Annotated in this window: 13 protein-coding genes and 3 tRNA genes; 9 read left to right on the top strand and 7 right to left on the bottom strand. The window is 52.4% G+C overall.

Features of this window, described 5'->3' with window-relative positions; translation table 11 throughout:
• Positions 1-130 precede the first annotated feature (130 nt).
• Entirely contained in the window at positions 131-985 is an 855-nt protein-coding gene (gene folD, locus SHEW_RS12995; RefSeq protein WP_011866307.1) for a bifunctional methylenetetrahydrofolate dehydrogenase/methenyltetrahydrofolate cyclohydrolase FolD, read from the bottom strand.
• A gap of 347 nt (positions 986-1332) precedes the next feature.
• Between folD and SHEW_RS12990 the strand changes: the two genes are divergently transcribed.
• The 9 genes from SHEW_RS12990 to SHEW_RS12950 all read left to right on the top strand — a co-directional run bounded on the left by SHEW_RS12990 (position 1333) and on the right by SHEW_RS12950 (position 10363).
• Positions 1333-1409 (top strand) — tRNA-Pro (locus tag SHEW_RS12990).
• 63 nt (positions 1410-1472) lie between these two features.
• A tRNA-Arg gene (locus SHEW_RS12985) sits at positions 1473-1549 on the top strand.
• A gap of 8 nt (positions 1550-1557) precedes the next feature.
• Positions 1558-1633: transfer RNA gene (locus SHEW_RS12980), tRNA-His, on the top strand.
• A 252-nt stretch (positions 1634-1885) separates the two neighbouring features.
• A complete protein-coding gene (tig, locus tag SHEW_RS12975; protein WP_011866306.1) occupies positions 1886-3190 on the top strand; it encodes a trigger factor in 1305 nt (434 codons plus the stop codon).
• A gap of 89 nt (positions 3191-3279) precedes the next feature.
• Positions 3280-3891: an ATP-dependent Clp endopeptidase proteolytic subunit ClpP gene (gene clpP / locus SHEW_RS12970; protein ID WP_011866305.1), complete on the top strand. Its 612-nt coding sequence runs from the start codon at positions 3280-3282 to the stop codon at positions 3889-3891.
• An 84-nt stretch (positions 3892-3975) separates the two neighbouring features.
• Positions 3976-5256 carry an ATP-dependent protease ATP-binding subunit ClpX gene (gene clpX / locus SHEW_RS12965; protein WP_011866304.1) on the top strand — a complete coding sequence of 427 codons (1281 nt, stop codon included), beginning with the start codon at positions 3976-3978 and terminating at the stop codon, positions 5254-5256.
• 126 nt (positions 5257-5382) lie between these two features.
• The gene (gene lon, locus SHEW_RS12960; RefSeq protein WP_011866303.1) at positions 5383-7740 is read left to right on the top strand and encodes an endopeptidase La; all 2358 of its coding nucleotides are present in this window, start codon (positions 5383-5385) and stop codon (positions 7738-7740) included.
• Positions 7741-7999: 259 nt separating this feature from the next.
• Positions 8000-8272, top strand: coding sequence for a non-specific DNA-binding protein Hbs (gene hbs / locus SHEW_RS12955; RefSeq protein ID WP_011866302.1), 273 nt, complete (start codon positions 8000-8002; stop codon positions 8270-8272).
• 225 nt (positions 8273-8497) lie between these two features.
• Complete coding sequence (locus SHEW_RS12950; protein WP_011866301.1) at positions 8498-10363, top strand: SurA N-terminal domain-containing protein; 1866 nt, start codon at positions 8498-8500, stop codon at positions 10361-10363.
• A 492-nt stretch (positions 10364-10855) separates the two neighbouring features.
• On the opposite strand, the gene fabV is transcribed toward SHEW_RS12950, so the two are convergent.
• The 6 genes from fabV to SHEW_RS12920 all read right to left on the bottom strand — a co-directional run bounded on the left by fabV (position 10856) and on the right by SHEW_RS12920 (position 17500).
• On the bottom strand, positions 10856-12058 hold the full coding sequence (gene fabV, locus SHEW_RS12945; protein WP_011866300.1) for an enoyl-ACP reductase FabV: 1203 nt from the start codon (positions 12056-12058) through the stop codon (positions 10856-10858).
• 104 nt (positions 12059-12162) lie between these two features.
• Positions 12163-12948, bottom strand: coding sequence for a peptide ABC transporter ATP-binding protein (locus SHEW_RS12940; RefSeq protein ID WP_011866299.1), 786 nt, complete (start codon positions 12946-12948; stop codon positions 12163-12165).
• Positions 12923-13936, bottom strand: coding sequence for a peptide ABC transporter ATP-binding protein (locus tag SHEW_RS12935; protein ID WP_011866298.1), 1014 nt, complete (start codon positions 13934-13936; stop codon positions 12923-12925). The genes SHEW_RS12940 and SHEW_RS12935 overlap by 26 nt, the downstream gene beginning before the upstream one ends.
• Positions 13937-13948: 12 nt before the next feature.
• Complete coding sequence (locus SHEW_RS12930; protein WP_011866297.1) at positions 13949-14839, bottom strand: ABC transporter permease subunit; 891 nt, start codon at positions 14837-14839, stop codon at positions 13949-13951.
• Entirely contained in the window at positions 14826-15857 is a 1032-nt protein-coding gene (locus SHEW_RS12925) for an ABC transporter permease subunit (RefSeq protein WP_011866296.1), read from the bottom strand. The genes SHEW_RS12930 and SHEW_RS12925 overlap by 14 nt, the downstream gene beginning before the upstream one ends.
• The gene (locus SHEW_RS12920; RefSeq protein WP_011866295.1) at positions 15857-17500 is read right to left on the bottom strand and encodes an ABC transporter substrate-binding protein; all 1644 of its coding nucleotides are present in this window, start codon (positions 17498-17500) and stop codon (positions 15857-15859) included. Before SHEW_RS12920 ends, SHEW_RS12925 begins: the two co-directional genes overlap by 1 nt.
• Between the last annotated feature and the right edge of the window lie 21 nt (positions 17501-17521).

Raw genomic sequence — 17521 nt, 5'->3', positions numbered from 1 at the left:
AAGTAACACGCGTAAAAAAGCCTGCAATATGCAGGCTTTTTTGTATCTGTCGCTTAGCGAATCAAGTCAGACGGCTAATACTTGTCGACATTTAATAGTCGACGTTAGTCGTGATAACTAGTCGAGATAGCTAGTCGTGATAGTTTTCCGCGGCGTACAGGGTGTTTTCCAGCAGGCTGGCGATGGTCATAGGACCGACACCGCCGGGTACTGGCGTGATATGGCTGGCGTGCTCGGCGGCCACATCATATTGCACATCACCCACGAGCTGACCGCTCTCTAAACGGTTGATCCCCACGTCGATAACGATGGCGCCCGGTTTAATCCACTCGCCAGGAATAAAGTTCGGCTTACCCACGGCGACGATCAGCAGGTCGGCGCGGCGCACCTTGTCTTCAAGGTCACGGGTGAAGCGGTGACAGGTGGTGGTAGTGCAGCCGGCTAATAACAGTTCTAGCGTCATCGGGCGGCCGACGATATTAGAGGCGCCAACGACCACTGCGTCCAGACCATAGGTATCTACGCCGGTGGACTTGATAAGTGTCATGATCCCCATAGGCGTGCAAGAGCGCAGTACAGGAATGCGCTGAGCCAGACGACCCACATTATAAGGATGGAAACCGTCGACATCTTTGTCCGGACGAATACGTTCGATCACCTTCGACTCTTCAATATGATCAGGCAGTGGCAGCTGGACCAAGATACCGTCTATGCTCGGATCTTCGTTGCACTTGTCGATCAGGGCCAGTAGATCGGCTTCCGAGGTTTCGGTCGGCAGGTCAAAAGATTGTGATAGGAAGCCAACCTCTTCACAGGCGCGGCGCTTACTGCCGACATAGACCTGAGAGGCGGGATCGGCTCCCACTAAGATAACGGCTAATCCCGGTACACGTTTTCCAGCCTCTTTGCGGGCGGTTACTTTGGCACTCAGTTGCTTTCGAATGGATTGAGCAATCGCTTTGCCATCGATTATTTGTGCTGTCATGGGGGGTGGATTTCCTTAATATGGCGCGATAATAAAAAATCGGCGACATTTTAACAGGGGGGGCGGAAACTGTCATTGACTTAGCTCGATAACAGTCAGTTCTAATATATGAATAATGTCGGCGAGGGCCACGATATGTCTAGCTACTCTAAATAAGCCTATTTAGGGGGATCAAATTGATTAATTGCTTGGATATTTGCGCGAATTGCTTAATAAAGTTGCGGATAGCTGCTTAAATAGTCAGGCGCATCGGCATTGCAAAAAAATCGTTGACGCTAACCATATGAGGGGATAATATGCGCTCCGTTCTCGACGACACCCAGAGTATCGTCAGAAAGCAAGATTATCGGTGATTAGCGCAGTCCGGTAGCGCATCTGGTTTGGGACCAGAGGGTCAGAGGTTCGAATCCTCTATCACCGACCAAATTTTTAAATAACGTGGAGACGTTATTTGCCCTGTTAGGATATGAACCAAGTTCATAACGACGCGCCCGTAGCTCAGTTGGATAGAGCATCCGCCTTCTAAGCGGATGGCCGCAGGTTCGAATCCTGCCGGGCGTACCAAATCAGTGGTGATTGTAGCTCAGTTGGTAGAGCCCCGGATTGTGATTCCGGTTGTCGTGGGTTCAAGTCCCATCAGTCACCCCACTTCTTTCGAAGAAAATAAAAAAAGCGACCTCTGGTCGCTTTTTTTACGTCCGTAATTAGAGCTTTGAGGCTCGACTATGCCGAAAACCGTGGCTATAATGTCGCGTCTTGATAAATTTCAACTATGTGCGACGACTGCCAAACCCAGTTACCAAGGCATTTTAGTCGTTTTTTTAGATCAAGAAACGAATACCTTAATAGTTGATGATTCGGCTATTACAAAAGACGTTTGACATATTTCGAGGTAAAACAATGCAAGTTTCTGTAGAAACAACACAAGGTTTAGAGCGCCGCCTAACTATCTCTGTTCCTGCTGAGCAGATTGAAAAAGCCGTTTCTGATAGTTTGAAAAATGAAGCTAAGCGTGCACGTATTCCTGGTTTCCGTCCAGGCAAGGTACCTGTAAGCGTGATCAACAAGCGTTATGGTAAAGCGATTCGTCAAGAGATCACTGGCGAAGTAATGCAACGTAACTTTATCGAAGCCATCATCGCAGAAAAATTGAACCCAGCCGGTGCACCAACTTTCGTTCCTGGTGAAACCGATGCTGAAAACTTCCAGTTTGTTGCTACCTTCGAAATCTACCCAGAAGTAGAACTAAAAGGCCTAGATGCGATTGAAGTTGAGCAACCAACTGCCGAAGTTACCGATGCTGACGTTGATGCAATGATCGAAACGCTGCGCAAGCAACACGCTACGTTCGAAGCGGTTGAGCGTGAAGCTGCCGAAGGCGACAAGGCGAAGATCGACTTCGTTGGTTCTATCGACGGTGAAGAGTTCGAAGGCGGCAAGGCCGAAGATTTCGAACTTCAACTTGGCAGCGGCCGTATGATCCCAGGTTTCGAGTCTGGTGTTGAAGGTCACAAAGCCGGTGAAGCATTCGATATCGACGTGACTTTCCCAGAAGACTACCACGCAGAAAACCTGAAGGGTAAAGTAGCTAAGTTCGCTATCACCCTGAAAGAAGTACAAGCGGCTAACCTGCCAGAAGTTAACGATGAGTTCGCTAAGCTGTTCGGCGTTGCCGACGGCGGCCTGGAAGCGCTGAAAGTAGAGATCCGTAAGAACATGAGCCGTGAGCTTGAGCAAGCGCTTAAAGCTAACGTTAAAGATCAGGTGCTAAACGGTCTGCTTGAGCAAAACGAAATCGAACTGCCTAAGGCACTAATCGATGGCGAAGTTAATGTTCTGCGTCAGCAAGCTATGCAGCGTTTCGGCAACCAAGCCGCTAACATGCCTGAGCTACCTGCTGACCTGTTCACCGAGCAAGCCGAGCGCCGCGTAAAAGTGGGTCTGCTACTTGGCGAAGTGATCAAGACTAACGAGCTGAAAGCTGACGACGAGCGTGTTCAAGCGCTGATCGCTTCTATGGCTTCTGCCTACGAAGATCCACAGGAAGTTATTGAATATTACAATAACAACCAAGAGATGATGCAGAACATGCGTAACGTTGCGCTAGAAGAGCAAGCTGTTGAAGCACTGCTGAAAACTGCTAAGGTTACCGAGAAAGCAGTTCAATTCGAAGAATTTATGAACAAGGCTACCGGTCGCGCGTAACCTATGCTTGACTTAAATGGCTGTTAGCCATTTATAATGGCTCGTATGAGGCTCCTCATGCGGGCCGTTTTTATTTAGGGAAGTTAATAATGCAAAATGCGCCAGAATCAGTACTGAATGCACTTGTGCCTATGGTCGTTGAACAAACTGCCAAAGGGGAACGTTCATATGATATTTATTCTCGTCTGCTCAAAGAGAGGGTGATCTTTCTCGTTGGTCAGGTTGAAGAGCATATGGCTAACCTGATTGTGGCTCAGCTACTGTTCCTCGAGTCTGAGAGCCCAGATAAAGATATCTATCTTTATATTAACTCTCCTGGTGGCTCGGTCACTGCGGGGATGGCGATTTATGATACCATGCAGTTTATTAAGCCAAATGTCAGCACAGTCTGCATCGGTCAGGCCGCCAGTATGGGCGCCTTCCTGCTTGCCGGTGGTGCCAAGGGTAAGCGTCACTGTCTGCCAAACTCACGTGTAATGATCCATCAGCCATTGGGTGGCTTCCAGGGCCAAGCGTCTGATATCGCGATTCATGCACAAGAGATCTTGGGCATTAAGAACAAGCTGAACCAGATGCTTGCCGACCATACAGGCCAGCCGCTGGAAGTGATCGAGCGCGATACGGATCGTGACAATTTCATGAGTGCAACCGAGGCCGCAGAGTACGGATTGGTTGACTCTGTGCTCGATAAACGAGGCTGATATTTGTCGCTTGCTGAGCTATGATCAGTAAAAGGCGTAAGAGAAGAATTGTGCAGTGAGTGAAACTGCAAAAGAGGTAAACTAATGGGCGACAACAAAAGTAACGGTGATAGCGGGAAACTGCTGTACTGCTCTTTTTGTGGAAAGAGTCAGCATGAGGTTCGTAAGCTCATCGCCGGCCCTTCTGTGTATGTATGTGACGAGTGTGTAGAGCTTTGCAACGATATTATCCGTGAAGAGATTCGTGAGATATCGCCAAAGCAAGATCAAGATAGATTACCTACGCCACATGAGCTCAGAGCGCATCTTGACGACTATGTCATAGGTCAAGAGAAGGCTAAGAAAGTCTTATCTGTTGCTGTATATAACCACTATAAACGTTTAAAGAATGCCACCCCTAAAGATGGTGTCGAGCTGGGCAAGAGTAACATCTTGCTGATCGGCCCAACCGGTAGTGGTAAGACGCTGCTTGCCGAGACCTTAGCTCGGTTCTTGAATGTGCCTTTTACCATGGCCGATGCCACCACCCTGACCGAAGCCGGTTATGTGGGTGAGGATGTCGAGAACATCATTCAGAAGCTGCTGCAGAAGTGTGACTACGATGTCGAGAAGGCCCAGCGTGGTATCGTCTATATCGATGAGATCGATAAGATTAGCCGCAAGTCAGATAACCCATCGATCACCCGCGACGTGTCCGGTGAAGGTGTGCAGCAGGCCCTGCTGAAGCTAATCGAAGGCACAGTGGCTGCCGTACCGCCCCAAGGCGGACGTAAGCATCCTCAGCAGGAGTTCTTGCAGGTCGATACCTCTAAGATCCTCTTCATCTGTGGCGGCGCCTTTGCGGGCCTGGAGAAGGTGATCGAGCAGCGTTCCCATGTCGGTACCGGCATAGGTTTCGGTGCCGAGGTGAAGGGCGAGGCCGATAAGGCGACTATCTCAGACGTGTTGCTGCAGGTTGAGCCTGAAGATCTGGTGAAATATGGTTTGATCCCTGAATTCATCGGTCGTCTGCCTGTGCTGGCTACCCTGGCCGAGCTGGATGAAGCTGCGCTGATTCAGATCCTGTCTGAGCCAAAGAATGCGCTGACTAAGCAGTTTGCCGCCCTGTTCGAGATGGAAGGGGTTGAGCTCGAGTTCAGAGAAGATGCGCTCAAGGCGATTGCGCTGAAAGCGATGGATCGTAAGACAGGTGCTCGCGGTCTGCGTTCAATCGTCGAAGGCATACTGCTGGACATCATGTATGACCTGCCATCAACCGAGAACGTGGCCAAGGTGGTTATCGATGAGTCAGTGGTTAAGGGCGAGTCCGCTCCTATCCTCATCTACGAAGCCAATGAGACGCAAGCCGCGGTGGCTGAACAATAATTCGGCTAACGTGAAGCGAAATAAACATAAAGGAGTCCACTGGGCTCCTTTTTTTATATTTGCCATTGAAACCCACTGAAACACCCCAATATACTCATTAATATTGTTACCAAACGGAATCGAGCTATGACCTTAGAGCGTGAAGCGCGAATCGAACTCCCGGTACTGCCATTGAGAGACGTGGTGGTTTACCCCCATATGGTTATTCCCCTGTTTGTCGGTCGGGAAAAATCTATTCGCTGCCTGGAAGCGGCGATGGAGCAAGATAAGCAGATTATATTAGTGGCCCAGCGCGATGCTGAATTAGATGAGCCGACCAGCGATGATATCTTCGAGGTCGGAACCGTCGCCTCTATCTTGCAATTGCTCAAACTGCCTGACGGCACAGTGAAGGTGCTGGTCGAAGGTGGCCAGCGTGCCCGTATCGACAAGTACACTCAAGAAACCGAATTTTTTGTGGCGACCGCCCAATACCTCGAGTCGGAAGAACTTGCCGATAAGGAAGAGGAGGTATTGGTGCGATCGGCCATCGGTCAGTTCGAAGGTTATATCAAGCTAAACAAGAAGATCCCGCCAGAGGTCTTAACCTCACTGTCGGGGATCGATGAAGCCGCGCGCCTTGCCGATACCATGGCGGCCCATATGCCACTTAAGCTTGAAGATAAGCAGGCGGTGCTGGAGATGGTTAACGTCTCCGAGCGCCTCGAATATCTGATGGCCATGATGGAGTCGGAGATCGATCTGTTGCAGGTGGAGAAGCGCATTCGCTCCCGCGTCAAGAAACAGATGGAGAAGAGCCAGCGCGAGTATTATCTCAATGAGCAGATGAAGGCAATTCAGAAGGAGCTTGGGGATATCGACGAGTCTCACGACGAGTTCGAGACCCTGACCCGTAAGATTGAAGAAGCCGGCATGCCGAGCGAGGCCAAAGAGAAGGCCACCGCCGAGCTCAACAAGCTGAAGATGATGTCACCTATGTCGGCCGAAGCTACTGTGGTGCGTAGCTATGTGGACTGGATGATCTCTGTGCCCTGGAAGCAGCGCTCTAAGATCAAGCGCGATCTCGCCAAGGCCCAGGATGTGCTGGACACTGATCACTATGGTCTGGAAAAGGTTAAAGAACGCATCCTCGAGTATCTGGCGGTGCAGAGCCGTGTTAAACAGCTTAAGGGACCTATCCTGTGTCTCGTGGGCCCACCGGGTGTGGGTAAGACCTCTCTGGGGCAATCTATCGCCAAGGCGACCGGTCGTAAGTATGTGCGCGTAGCGCTAGGCGGCGTGCGAGATGAGGCGGAGATCCGCGGTCATCGCCGTACCTATATCGGCTCAATGCCAGGTAAGGTGATCCAGAAGATGTCTAAGGTTGGCGTGAAGAACCCGCTCTTCCTGCTTGATGAGATCGATAAGATGAGCAGCGACATGCGTGGTGACCCGGCGTCGGCATTGCTTGAGGTGTTAGACCCTGAGCAGAATGCGACTTTTAGCGATCACTACCTTGAAGTCGATTACGATCTGAGCGATGTGATGTTCGTGGCGACCTCTAACTCGATGAACATACCTGGCCCGCTACTCGACCGTATGGAAGTGATTCGTCTGTCGGGTTACACCGAAGATGAGAAGCTCAACATCGCTAAGCAGCATCTGTTGCCTAAACAGATCGAGCGTAACGGCCTCAAGGCCAGCGAAGTCAACGTCGATGAGAGCGCCATTATCGGCATCATCCGCTACTACACCCGCGAAGCCGGTGTGCGTGCACTTGAGCGCGAGCTGTCTAAGATCTGCCGTAAGGTCGTTAAACAGATCCTGCTGGATAAGTCGGTGAAGCATGTGGATGTCAACCAAGACAACCTCAAGTCTTTCCTCGGCGTGCAGCGCTTCGACTACGGCAAGGCCGAGTCGAACAACCAGATTGGACAGGTGACAGGCCTTGCCTGGACCGAAGTGGGTGGCGATCTGCTGACCATCGAGGCCACCTCTGTGCCGGGTAAGGGCAAGCTGACCTATACTGGCTCTCTGGGTGACGTGATGCAGGAGTCGATTCAGGCGGCCATGACTGTGGTACGTGCCCGCGCCGAGCAGCTGGGCATCAACCCAGACTTCTATGAGAAGCGCGACATTCACGTGCACGTGCCTGAAGGGGCGACGCCGAAAGACGGTCCTTCTGCCGGTGCGGCCATGTGTACCGCTTTGGTTTCTAGCCTGACAGGCAACCCGGTGCGTGCCGATGTGGCCATGACGGGTGAGATCACCCTGCGCGGTGAGGTCTTGCCAATCGGCGGCCTGAAAGAGAAGCTGCTGGCGGCCCATCGCGGCGGTACTAAGCTGGTGCTGATCCCTAAGGAGAACGAGCGTGACCTTGAGGAAATTCCGGCCAATGTGGTGGCCGACCTTGAGATCAGACCCGTACGTTGGGTGGATGAGGTGCTTAAGCTGGCGCTAGAACGACCAATCGAAGGCTTTGAAGTTGTTAAAAATTTGGTCTAACGCAAGAAAATGCCTATTTGCATTAAAAAAAATGCAAAAAGGGGCTTTTTAAAATCTAAACCTGTGGTAGCCTAGGTCTGTGGATAGCATTTTAGCTGCAGCCCTTGGCGCTGCTGGTTTTTAGGCTTATTCCAATTTTATTTCTTAGGTTTTCCTATTTGGCTTGAACTTTAGTTTCAAGCTTGTTATAAAAAGCCTCCGCAGACCGCTCTAGAGAAGGATTTGGTTGCGGCGCAAAAATTAAATTCAAGGGGATGACATGAACAAATCTGAACTAATCGAGAAAATCGCTTCTGGTGCTGATATCTCTAAAGCGGCCGCTGGTCGTGCTCTAGATTCTTTTATTTCTGCTGTGACTGATGGCTTAAAAGATGGCGATAAAATCTCTCTAGTTGGTTTTGGTACTTTTGAAGTGCGTCAACGCGCAGAGCGTACTGGTCGCAACCCACAGACTGGTAAAGAGATCAAGATTGCTGCAGCAAACATTCCAGCATTCAAGGCCGGTAAAGCACTTAAAGACGCTGTAAACTAAGACACACTTAGTTAAGGTGGCCTTTGTAAACCTTACGAGTAGTTTGATAAGCACTGTTTAGACAGTGCTTTTTACGAGTAGGGGTTTTGATAATGTAACCCTCATTATCAAGCCGTTGGCCTAACATTACGCACTGTGTAAACTAGGTCTACAAATTACAAAAATGGCGCATCCTCCAATAGGTGATGCGCCTTTTTATTTTTATTGCAACGAGCGAGAAGTCTGATGTTAGAAAAGATTCGCGAAGGCTCACAGGGCGTGATTGCTAAAGGCATTCTCGTTCTTGTCATTTTGTCCTTTGCATTTACTGGCGTGAGTAGCTATTTGGGTTCATCTTCGGAGCCGAGCGCGGCTACGGTTAATGGTGAAGAGATCAGTAAATCTGCACTGGAGCAAGCCTATCAAAGCGAGCGTGCTCGATTAGAGCAGCAACTGGGTGATATGTACGACACCTTGGCCAGCAACGAAAGCTACCTGGCTAGCGTTAAGCAGAATGTATTAGAGCGCCTGATCGCCGACAAGTTGGTGGATCAAGCCGCTGCCGACTTAGGGCTTACAGTGTCTGATCAACAGATCAAGACGGCTATCATGAATGAGCCTGCCTTCCAAACCGACGGTAAGTTTGACAACGACCGTTACCTAGCCCTAATCCGCCAGCTAGGCTATCAAGCCAACAGCTTCCGCGACATGATGCGTGGTGACATGACTCGTCGTCAGCTAGTAGTGACCGTTGTCGGTTCTGAATTTGTGTTGCCTGGTGAAGCCGAGTATCTGGCCAAGATCCAGGGGCAAACCCGTGACATTCGTTACCATGTGGTCGATGCTGAGCCTATGCTGGCCACTGTAAGCGTAAGTGACGAAGAAGCGAATACCTACTATCAGCAAAATCAGTCGCTGTTTGTGCGTCCTGAAACCATTTCGCTGGATTATATCGAGCTAAGTGCCAATCAATTGGCCTCGGCGATTCAGGTAAGCGATGAAGAAGCTAAGACCTATTACGACGAGAACAAGGCGCAGTACCTGCAGCCTGAGAAGCGTCTGGCCGCCCATATTTTGGTGAGCCTGGGTGATGATGAAGATGCAGCTAAGGCTAAGGCTGAAGCGATCATGACTAAGCTTAAGGCGGGTGAAGATTTTGAGGCACTGGCTAAGAGTGATTCAGATGACAGCTTTAGCGGTGAGCAGGGCGGTAAGCTGGATTGGTTCGAACAGGGCGTGATGGAAGCGCCTTTCGACCAGGCGCTATTCGCACTGGAAAAAGGTCAGTACTCAGACATAGTGAAGACCAGCTTCGGTTACCACATCATCAAGCTGCTCGATCTACAAGCGGCATCGACCTCGCCATTCGAGGCGGTAAAAGACAAGATCGTTGCCCAGATCCAACAAGACAAGGCAGTTAACGAGTTTTATACCTTGCAACAGCGCCTGTCTGACGTGAGCTACGAAGTACCCGATACCCTAGCCGAAGCGGCTAAAGAAGTGGGTGTTGCGGTTAAGACCAGCCCTGTATTTACTCGTGACAATGCGCCAGAGCCACTAAACTCTGCCGATGTGCTTAAGGCGGCCTTCTCTAACACGGTTCTGCTCGATGGCATGAACAGTGATGTGATCGAGTTGGGTGATAACCATGTGGTCGTGGTGCGAGTGAACAAGCACGCTGCGGCGGGCACCATGGAGTTTGCCGACGTGAAGGCGACCATTGTCGAGCGTCTCAAGCAAGACAAGGCTAACGAGCTGGCACGCGACAAGGCGCAAGAGATGATGGCAGCCATCAAGGGCGGTGAGATCCCGGCCGAGATGATCACTCGCACTCAGCTAAGCCGTGGCGAGCAAGGCATAGATACCTCTATCGTTAGCAAGGCGTTCGAGATGGCCCAGCCAGCCGAGCAGTTTGTGGTTGATACCGCAGCCCTGGCTAACGGCTATGCCGTGGTGATTCTCGATAAGGTGAATCAAGCCGAGAGCGTAGATGAGAGCCTGGTAACAGCCCTTAAGCAACGTTTGAACTCTCAGTACAGTGAGAACGACTACCGCGCGCTTATCGCCGCGCTGAAGGCTCAGGCGGAAGTGGTTTACACGCCAGCCGAATAACTTATCTTGAGAATAAGATGGGTTGCCAAAAGCCAGTCCTAGTGACTGGCTTTTTTGTTGCTAAGATTTGGCCATAGGACATTCAACTCGGTTTGACAGTTCGTTCAGAGCGATAATCCGACTAAGGGGGGATATCTGCCTAAGTTGCTGCATAGAAGGCATTTCCGCCGTTTCATTAGGGGAGGTGGGTGTCGATAACTGCCTTTCTATCGAGTGTTTGGTCTAGGCTTCTAGCCAGTAGCGGTTAGCACCTGCCTTTGCAGTTATCACTCTGGATTATCTTTTGTGGGGGATAGGTAGGGAGATTGCCTTTAGCCTTCTCATGACGTCTTTTACAAGCGCAGGGCTGAGAGATGACAGCTTTTATGGGGCGGATATAGCAGCTTGAATCAATCGCGGCCTGAGAGTGCCTCTGAGGCGCTTCAGGGAAAATAAGCCGGAAAACAAAAAGCCACGGCAATGGCCGTGGCTTTTCATCGATGAGCGAGCGGTTTAGAACTGCTCGACGTCGAAGTTCACCTCTGGGTTCACATCGGCGTCATAGTCTACAGACTCGATACCGAAGCCGAACAGCTTGAGGAACTCTTCCTTGTACTCACGGTAGTCCGTGAGTTCGCTGAGGTTCTCTGTGGTGATGGTCGGCCATAGGTCGCGGCAGTGCTGCTGAATTTCGTCACGAAGCTCCCAGTCGTCCAGACGCAGGCGGTTAGCATCATCGACTGCCGGTGCTGCACCGTCGGCGCGGTAAAGGCGCTCGTGGAACATACGGTTGATCTGCTCCTGACAGCCTTCGTGCAGACCCTCTTCGCGCATCTTCTTAAATACCATGGCGATGTAGAGTGGCATTACAGGGATGGCCGAGCTGGCCTGAGTAACCACACTCTTGAGCACGGCGACGTTGGCGCTACCACCTGTGGCCGATAGCTTGTCGTTGAGTGCGTGCGCGGCGCGGTCAAGGTCCATCTTGGCCTTGCCCAGGGCACCGTGCCAATAGATAGGCCAGGTCAGCTCTGTGCCTATGTAGCTGTAGGCAACTGTCTTACAATCTGGAGTCAGTACGCCAGCCTCGGCCAGGGCATTGATCCACAGTTCCCAATCCTGACCGCCCATGACGGTAACAGTATCTTCAATCTCTTGCTCTGTGGCCGGCTCTACGCTGGTTTCGATGATCAGATCTTTGTTGGTATCAACCGCGGTAGACTTGTATGTCTCGCCAATCGGCTTCAGTGATGAGCGAATCAGCTCGCCGCTGTCAGGCAGTTTTCTTACCGGAGAGGCCAGTGAGTAGACGACCATGTCTACCTGACCCAGATCTTGCTTGATCAGCTCGATAGCTTTCTGTTTGGCTTCATGGCTGAAGGCATCACAGTTCAGGCTCTTAGAATAGAGGCCGCCTTGCTTTGCAAACTTGTCGAAGGCCGCTGAGTTATACCAGCCAGCCGTACCTGGCTTAGTCTCGGTGCCTGGTTTTTCAAAAAAGACGCCGAGGGTTGCCGCGCCGCTGCCAAAGGCTGCCGCGATGCGTGAAGATAGACCATAGCCACTTGAAGAGCCGATCACTAATACTTTCTTAGGGCCGTTGGCGACAGGGCCTTTTGCCTTAGTGATGTTGATTTGCTCTAGTACATTTGCTTCACAGCCAACCGGATGAGTGGTGGTACAAATAAAGCCACGTGTTTTGGGTTTGATTATCATGTTTCTGCTTCTCTTGAAAAAGTGCCATAAGGATAATTAAACCACGCTGAAATGGCACACCTTTTTTAATAATAAGACGTTAATGTTCCAGTGGTTGGAGCAGTTTAACGCTTGTAGGAAAACATGGTCTGTTCCTGAATAAGCCGCTGGGTATATTCATGCTCGGGGGCGTTAAACAGCTTCTCCGTGGTGGCCTTTTCCACCATCTTGCCCTGGTGCAATACCATGATCTTATCGCTGAAATGGCGAATGATATTCATGTTGTGAGACACGAAGATGTAAGAGAGTCCCATCTCCTGCTGCAGCTTGAGCAACAGGTTCAAAATCTGCGAGCGTACCGAGAGATCCAGCGCCGTCAACGCCTCGTCGGCAATGATAATTTTTGGGTTCAACATCAAGGCCCTGGCCACCGCTACCCGCTGCTTCATCCCCTCTGAGATCATGTGAGGATAGAAGTCGGCGTGCTCTGGCAGCAGGCCAACCTTGCGCAGGGTATCCACTACCTGAGCGAAGCGTGCCTGCTTGTCCAGATCCGTATTGAACCTTAAGGGCTCATCCAGCAGCTCACCCACAGTCAAGCGCGGGTTGAGCGAGGTGTTGGGGTCTTGGAAAATCATCCGAATGAGCCTGCAACGCTGCTTCAGGTTGCGGCTTTCCAGCGCTTCGCCTTCAAACAAGATCTCGCCATCGGTGCGCTGCTCTGCGCCCACCAAGATACGCGCCAGGGTACTCTTGCCCGAGCCGGTTTCGCCCACAATTGCCAGGGTCTCGCCGCGATTAAGCTCGAAGGAGATGGGCTCGAGGGCATGGTTATACTGGCGCTTAAATCCCTTATAGCCGGCGAAAAAGGTTTTACTGAGTCGATTAACTTTTAGTAAGGGGCTCTTCATGGCATGGCTCATTGTGATAAGGGAAATGACAGGCAAAATAGCGATCTTTCTGGTGACAAAGGCTTGGCTGGTTGACGCAGAGCTTCTGGGCCTGGGGGCAACGCGGGCCGAGTCGGCACCCTATGGGTAGATGTTGTAGCGCCGGCGCCGAGCCTGGCAACGTCTGCATCATGGTCTTGTGGTGCTCGGGATTGGAGTAATCGGGAATATTATCCAACAGCGCCTTGGTGTAAGGGTGATAGGGATTGGCGATGACATCGCTGGTCACTCCCGATTCCATCACCTGACCGCTGTACATCACTGTTAGGCGGTCACACCACTGTGAAAGCGTCTCTAATTCATGACTAATCAATAGGATAGATACGTTTTGTAGCTGATTGAGTTTACTCAGTAGACGGAAGATCTGCGCCTGAGTGCGTACCTCCATCGAGTTGGTAGGCTCGTCGGCAATCAGCAGCCTGGGCTGGTTGGCCACGGCGATGGCGATCATCACCTTCTGGCACTCACCGTCGGATAGCTCCCAGGCGTAGCTGGACATGATCTTCTGGGTCTCTTTAATGCCTACCTTGTGCAGCCACTGCTGGGCCTTCTTGCGCTTGTCGCTGCCGCGCTTCCACCAAGGCAGTTCCTTGTTTTCCGGCATCGCCTCGATGATTTGGGTGCCGACGGCTATGGCCGGATCCAAGCTGCTGATGGGGTCTTGAAAGATCATCGCCATCTCGCTGCCCATGAGTACACGGCGCTCGCTGGGGGACATGTCCATCAGGTTCTGTCCATCCCACATCATGCGATCCGCCTGTATGGTCCAGTTGTGACCCGGGATGCCAAGAATAGCCTTGGCCAGCAAGGTGCGGCCGGAGCCCGACTCGCCCACCAGGCCGTGAACCTCGCCCGGGTTGAGGGTAAGGCTCACACGTTCCAGGGCCTTGACGCGTCCGTGGGGGGTATCGAGTTCTATGGTGAGGTTTCTAATGTCCAGTAATGGCATAGCTGCGTCTCGTTAGGAGCGAATCGGCGAGAGGGCAGAGCGCAGTCCGTCTCCCACCAGGTTAATGGCTAGCACGCTACAGAGGATGGCGACGCCGGGTATGGTAACCGTCCAGGGAGCGGTGAGCAGATTATCTAAGCCTTGAGATACCATGGCGCCCCATTCCGGGCTAGGGGCCTGGGCCCCCAGGTTGAGGAAGCCCAGCGCGGCGATATCCAAAATGGCGGCCGAGATCCCTAAGGTGGTCTGGATGATCATGGTGTCCATGATGTTGGGCAGGATCACATACCAGAAGATCTGCAAACTATTGGCACCATCGAGTCTAGCGGCGGTGACATACTCTTTCTGTAACTCTTCGTGCACCGCCTGGTGAATGGCGCGGACAAACTGCGGGGTGAGGGCGATGCCCACGGCCCAGAAGACGTTGCCAAGCCCTGGTCCTGTGACCGCCACCACTAGAATCGCCATCAGCAGCGAGGGGATAGACAGCAGAGCGTCTAGCAGGTGGCTCAAGATACTCGACTTGAGGCCCTTCATCATGCCCGAGATGGAGCCTATGATGAAACCCAGCAGCAGGGCGGTGATAACTATTGCCAGCGCCATACCGAAGGTCAGGTGGGCGCCATGGAGCAGGCGGCTGAAGATGTCGCGGCCCAAGTCGTCGGTGCCGAGGAAGTGCTCCACAGTGCCTGTGGGCTCCCAGGAGGGCGCCAGTAGTAGCGCTAATGGGTCTTGATGCTCAGGGCTATATGGGGCGATAAGCGGGCCAAATAGAGCCAGAAGCAGCAGACAACAGACGGCCCAGAGCCCGGCAAAGGCGAAGGGGTTGTCGGTAAAGGCGGACCAGATCCGGCTCAGGGGCGAGGGGATATGATCTTCCTGATAGATTTTAATTTGCGGCATAGAGCTCTTTCCTGCTGAGGGGGTTCATTGCCGTATGGATCACCTCGATAAGAATGCTTAAGAAGATGATGATTAAGGCCACGGCGAGGATGCCGCCCTGTATCACAGTATAATCCCGTTGATAAATCCCAGAGACCAGCCAGGCGCCCACGCCAGGCCAGCTAAAGATCACCTCCACCACCATAGCATAACTGGCAAAGGCGCCGAGCATGAGGCCGAGGTTTTTCAGCACGGGAATAAAGGCGTTTGGCAATGCGTGGCGCAGCACTATGATGCTGGTGTGAAGGCCACGGGCCTCGGCGGCTTTAATATAGGTCTGCTCCATGATGGCGATCATCGCCGCGCGGGTGATACGCACCACCACGGTAAAGGGAAGTACTGCCAGGGTTACCGCCGGCAAGATGATATGCAGCAGGGCATCGATAAAGGCCGAGGTGGCGTATTGGGAGTCCGACAGCAGGGTATCGATCAGCAGGAAGCCGGTAACCGGGCGTATGTCATACAAGAGATTAATCTGCCCCGAAATCGGCAGCCAGCCCAGCTGCACCCCAAACCAGAGCGACAGTGACAGGCCGAGCCAGAACACAGGAATGGAGTAACCTGTCAGGGTGATCGCCATGATGGTGTGCTGGGTGATCTTATGTTTGCTCAAGGAGGCAAGTACCCCCAGCGGCAGACCCAACACCAGGGCGATCAGCCCGGCGACAATCCCCAGCTCGAAACTGGCGGGCAGCACGGCGGTGAGCTCGTCGATCACCGGGTTCTGAGAGGTGGCCGATATGCCCAGATTGCCGGACAGGCGCTGCTGCAGATAGGCGAGAAACTGATGTGCCTGCGAGCTATCGAGTTGATAATCTTGCGCTATTTGCGTCAGCTCTTGGGCGGTAGGCGACTGAAGTCCGGTCAAGGCAAAGGTATGCTCGACGGGAAATTTGCTGGTAACGATAAACATTACCAGGAAGAGAACCAGTGAGGTTGCCAGGAAAAGATTTAACCTACGGATCAGATATCTGGCCATCAGTTACTCTCCTTGTTGTCGCTGGCAAGGCGAGGCTGGGCGGACGTCTTGGTGAAGGAGATGCCGCCAAAGGGGGTCAGCTTAGCCTCGGTCACCGATTTTTGTTTCACCACCATGCGGGTAGCGTGGGCGAAGGGCAGCATAGGTACCTGCTCGGCCACATACTGCTCGGCCTCTTGATAGAGACGCGCTCGCTTCTCTCTGTCTGTGGTGGACTTGGCCGCGTTGAGGATATGGTCGAAGGCAGGGTCACACCAGCGCGAACGGTTGCTGTTTGAGCCCACCGAGGCGCAGCTTAAAATAGGGGTAAAGAAGTTATCGGGGTCGCTGTTGTCGGCGTTCCAGCCGATGAGCACCGAATCGTAACCATGTTGGCTCAGCTTCTGATTGAAGACGCTCCAGTCGTAGTTGACGATATTGACCTTGACGCCAATGTTGGCCAGATCCGCCTGGATAAGCTCGGCGGTCTTATGGGCGTTGGGGTTATAGATACGGGCGACTGGCATGGCCCAGATATCTATGGTGAGGTTTTTTACCCCAGCCTCGTCGAGTAGCTCGCGGGCTTTCTCTGGGTTGTAGTCGATCATCTTCTCGTTGGCCGAATAGGCCCAGGAGAGTGGCGGCAGCAGGCCCACCGCCTCTTCGGCCGTCTTCTGATACACAGCCCTGAGAATGTTCTCTTTATCTATGGCGTGGGCCAGTGCGCGGCGCACCCTGACATCGTTAAAGGGAATTCGCTCGGTATTAAAAGCCCAGAAGGCGACGTTAAATCCGGGGAGCGACTCCACCTCAAGATCCTCTTTCTCGATCACCACCGGCAGCTCACCGGCCTTAGGCAGGGCCGAGACGTTACAGTCGCCGGTGATAAGCTTAGCCAGGCGGGTGGTGCTCTTTGGCGTGATATCAAACACCAGCTGATCGACCTCTGGGGTCAGGCGCCAGTAGTAGGGGTTGCGGTAGTAACGAATAAAGTCGTTCTTGACGTAATCGATCAGCCTGAAGGGGCCGGTACCTATCGCCAGTTTGTCCAGCAACTCTTCCTGGCCCGTGCGCTGTAGTTGGTCGGCATACTCTTTAGAGAGGATCACCGCAAAGCCAGTCGCCAGGTTAGAGAGGAAAGAGGCATCTTTATGCTTGAGATGAAAGGCGACATGGTAGTCATCAATCTTCTCTATGTCGTCGATAAGCTCGGCAAAGCCGATACTTTGGAAGAAGGGGTAACCGCTTTTAGAGACAAAGTGATAGGGGTTGTCGGTATCTATGATGCGGTTGAAAGAGAAGAGCACATCGTCGGCATTAAAGTTGCGACTCGGGGTAAAGATGTCGGAGCGATGAAATTGCACGTCTTGGCGAAGCTCGAAGGTGTAGACCTTCTCATCATCGCTGAGGTGCCAGGAGGTGGCGAGAGATGGGGTCATCTCACCGGTTCTGGCGTCGTAATCCACCAGACCGTCGTAAAGCTGCTGTGAGGTCGCATCGACCGTGGTCCCAGAGGTGACCAATTGGGGGTTGAAGGACTCAGGGTTGCCTTCAGAGCAATAGACCAATCCCGAGGGCACTCGCGTCGGTCCACAGGCCGACAGCAGTGGCACGATACAACAAAACGCCGAACCTAACGTGAGACGTTTGAGCAGCTCTTTCATCAGCAGATGTAATAGTTATTT

The sequence above is a fragment of the Shewanella loihica PV-4 genome (genome assembly GCF_000016065.1).
GTDB lineage: Bacteria > Pseudomonadota > Gammaproteobacteria > Enterobacterales > Shewanellaceae > Shewanella > Shewanella loihica.
The sequence above is the reverse complement of the archived record's forward strand: the minus strand, read 5'-3'. Positions and strand labels throughout refer to the sequence as shown.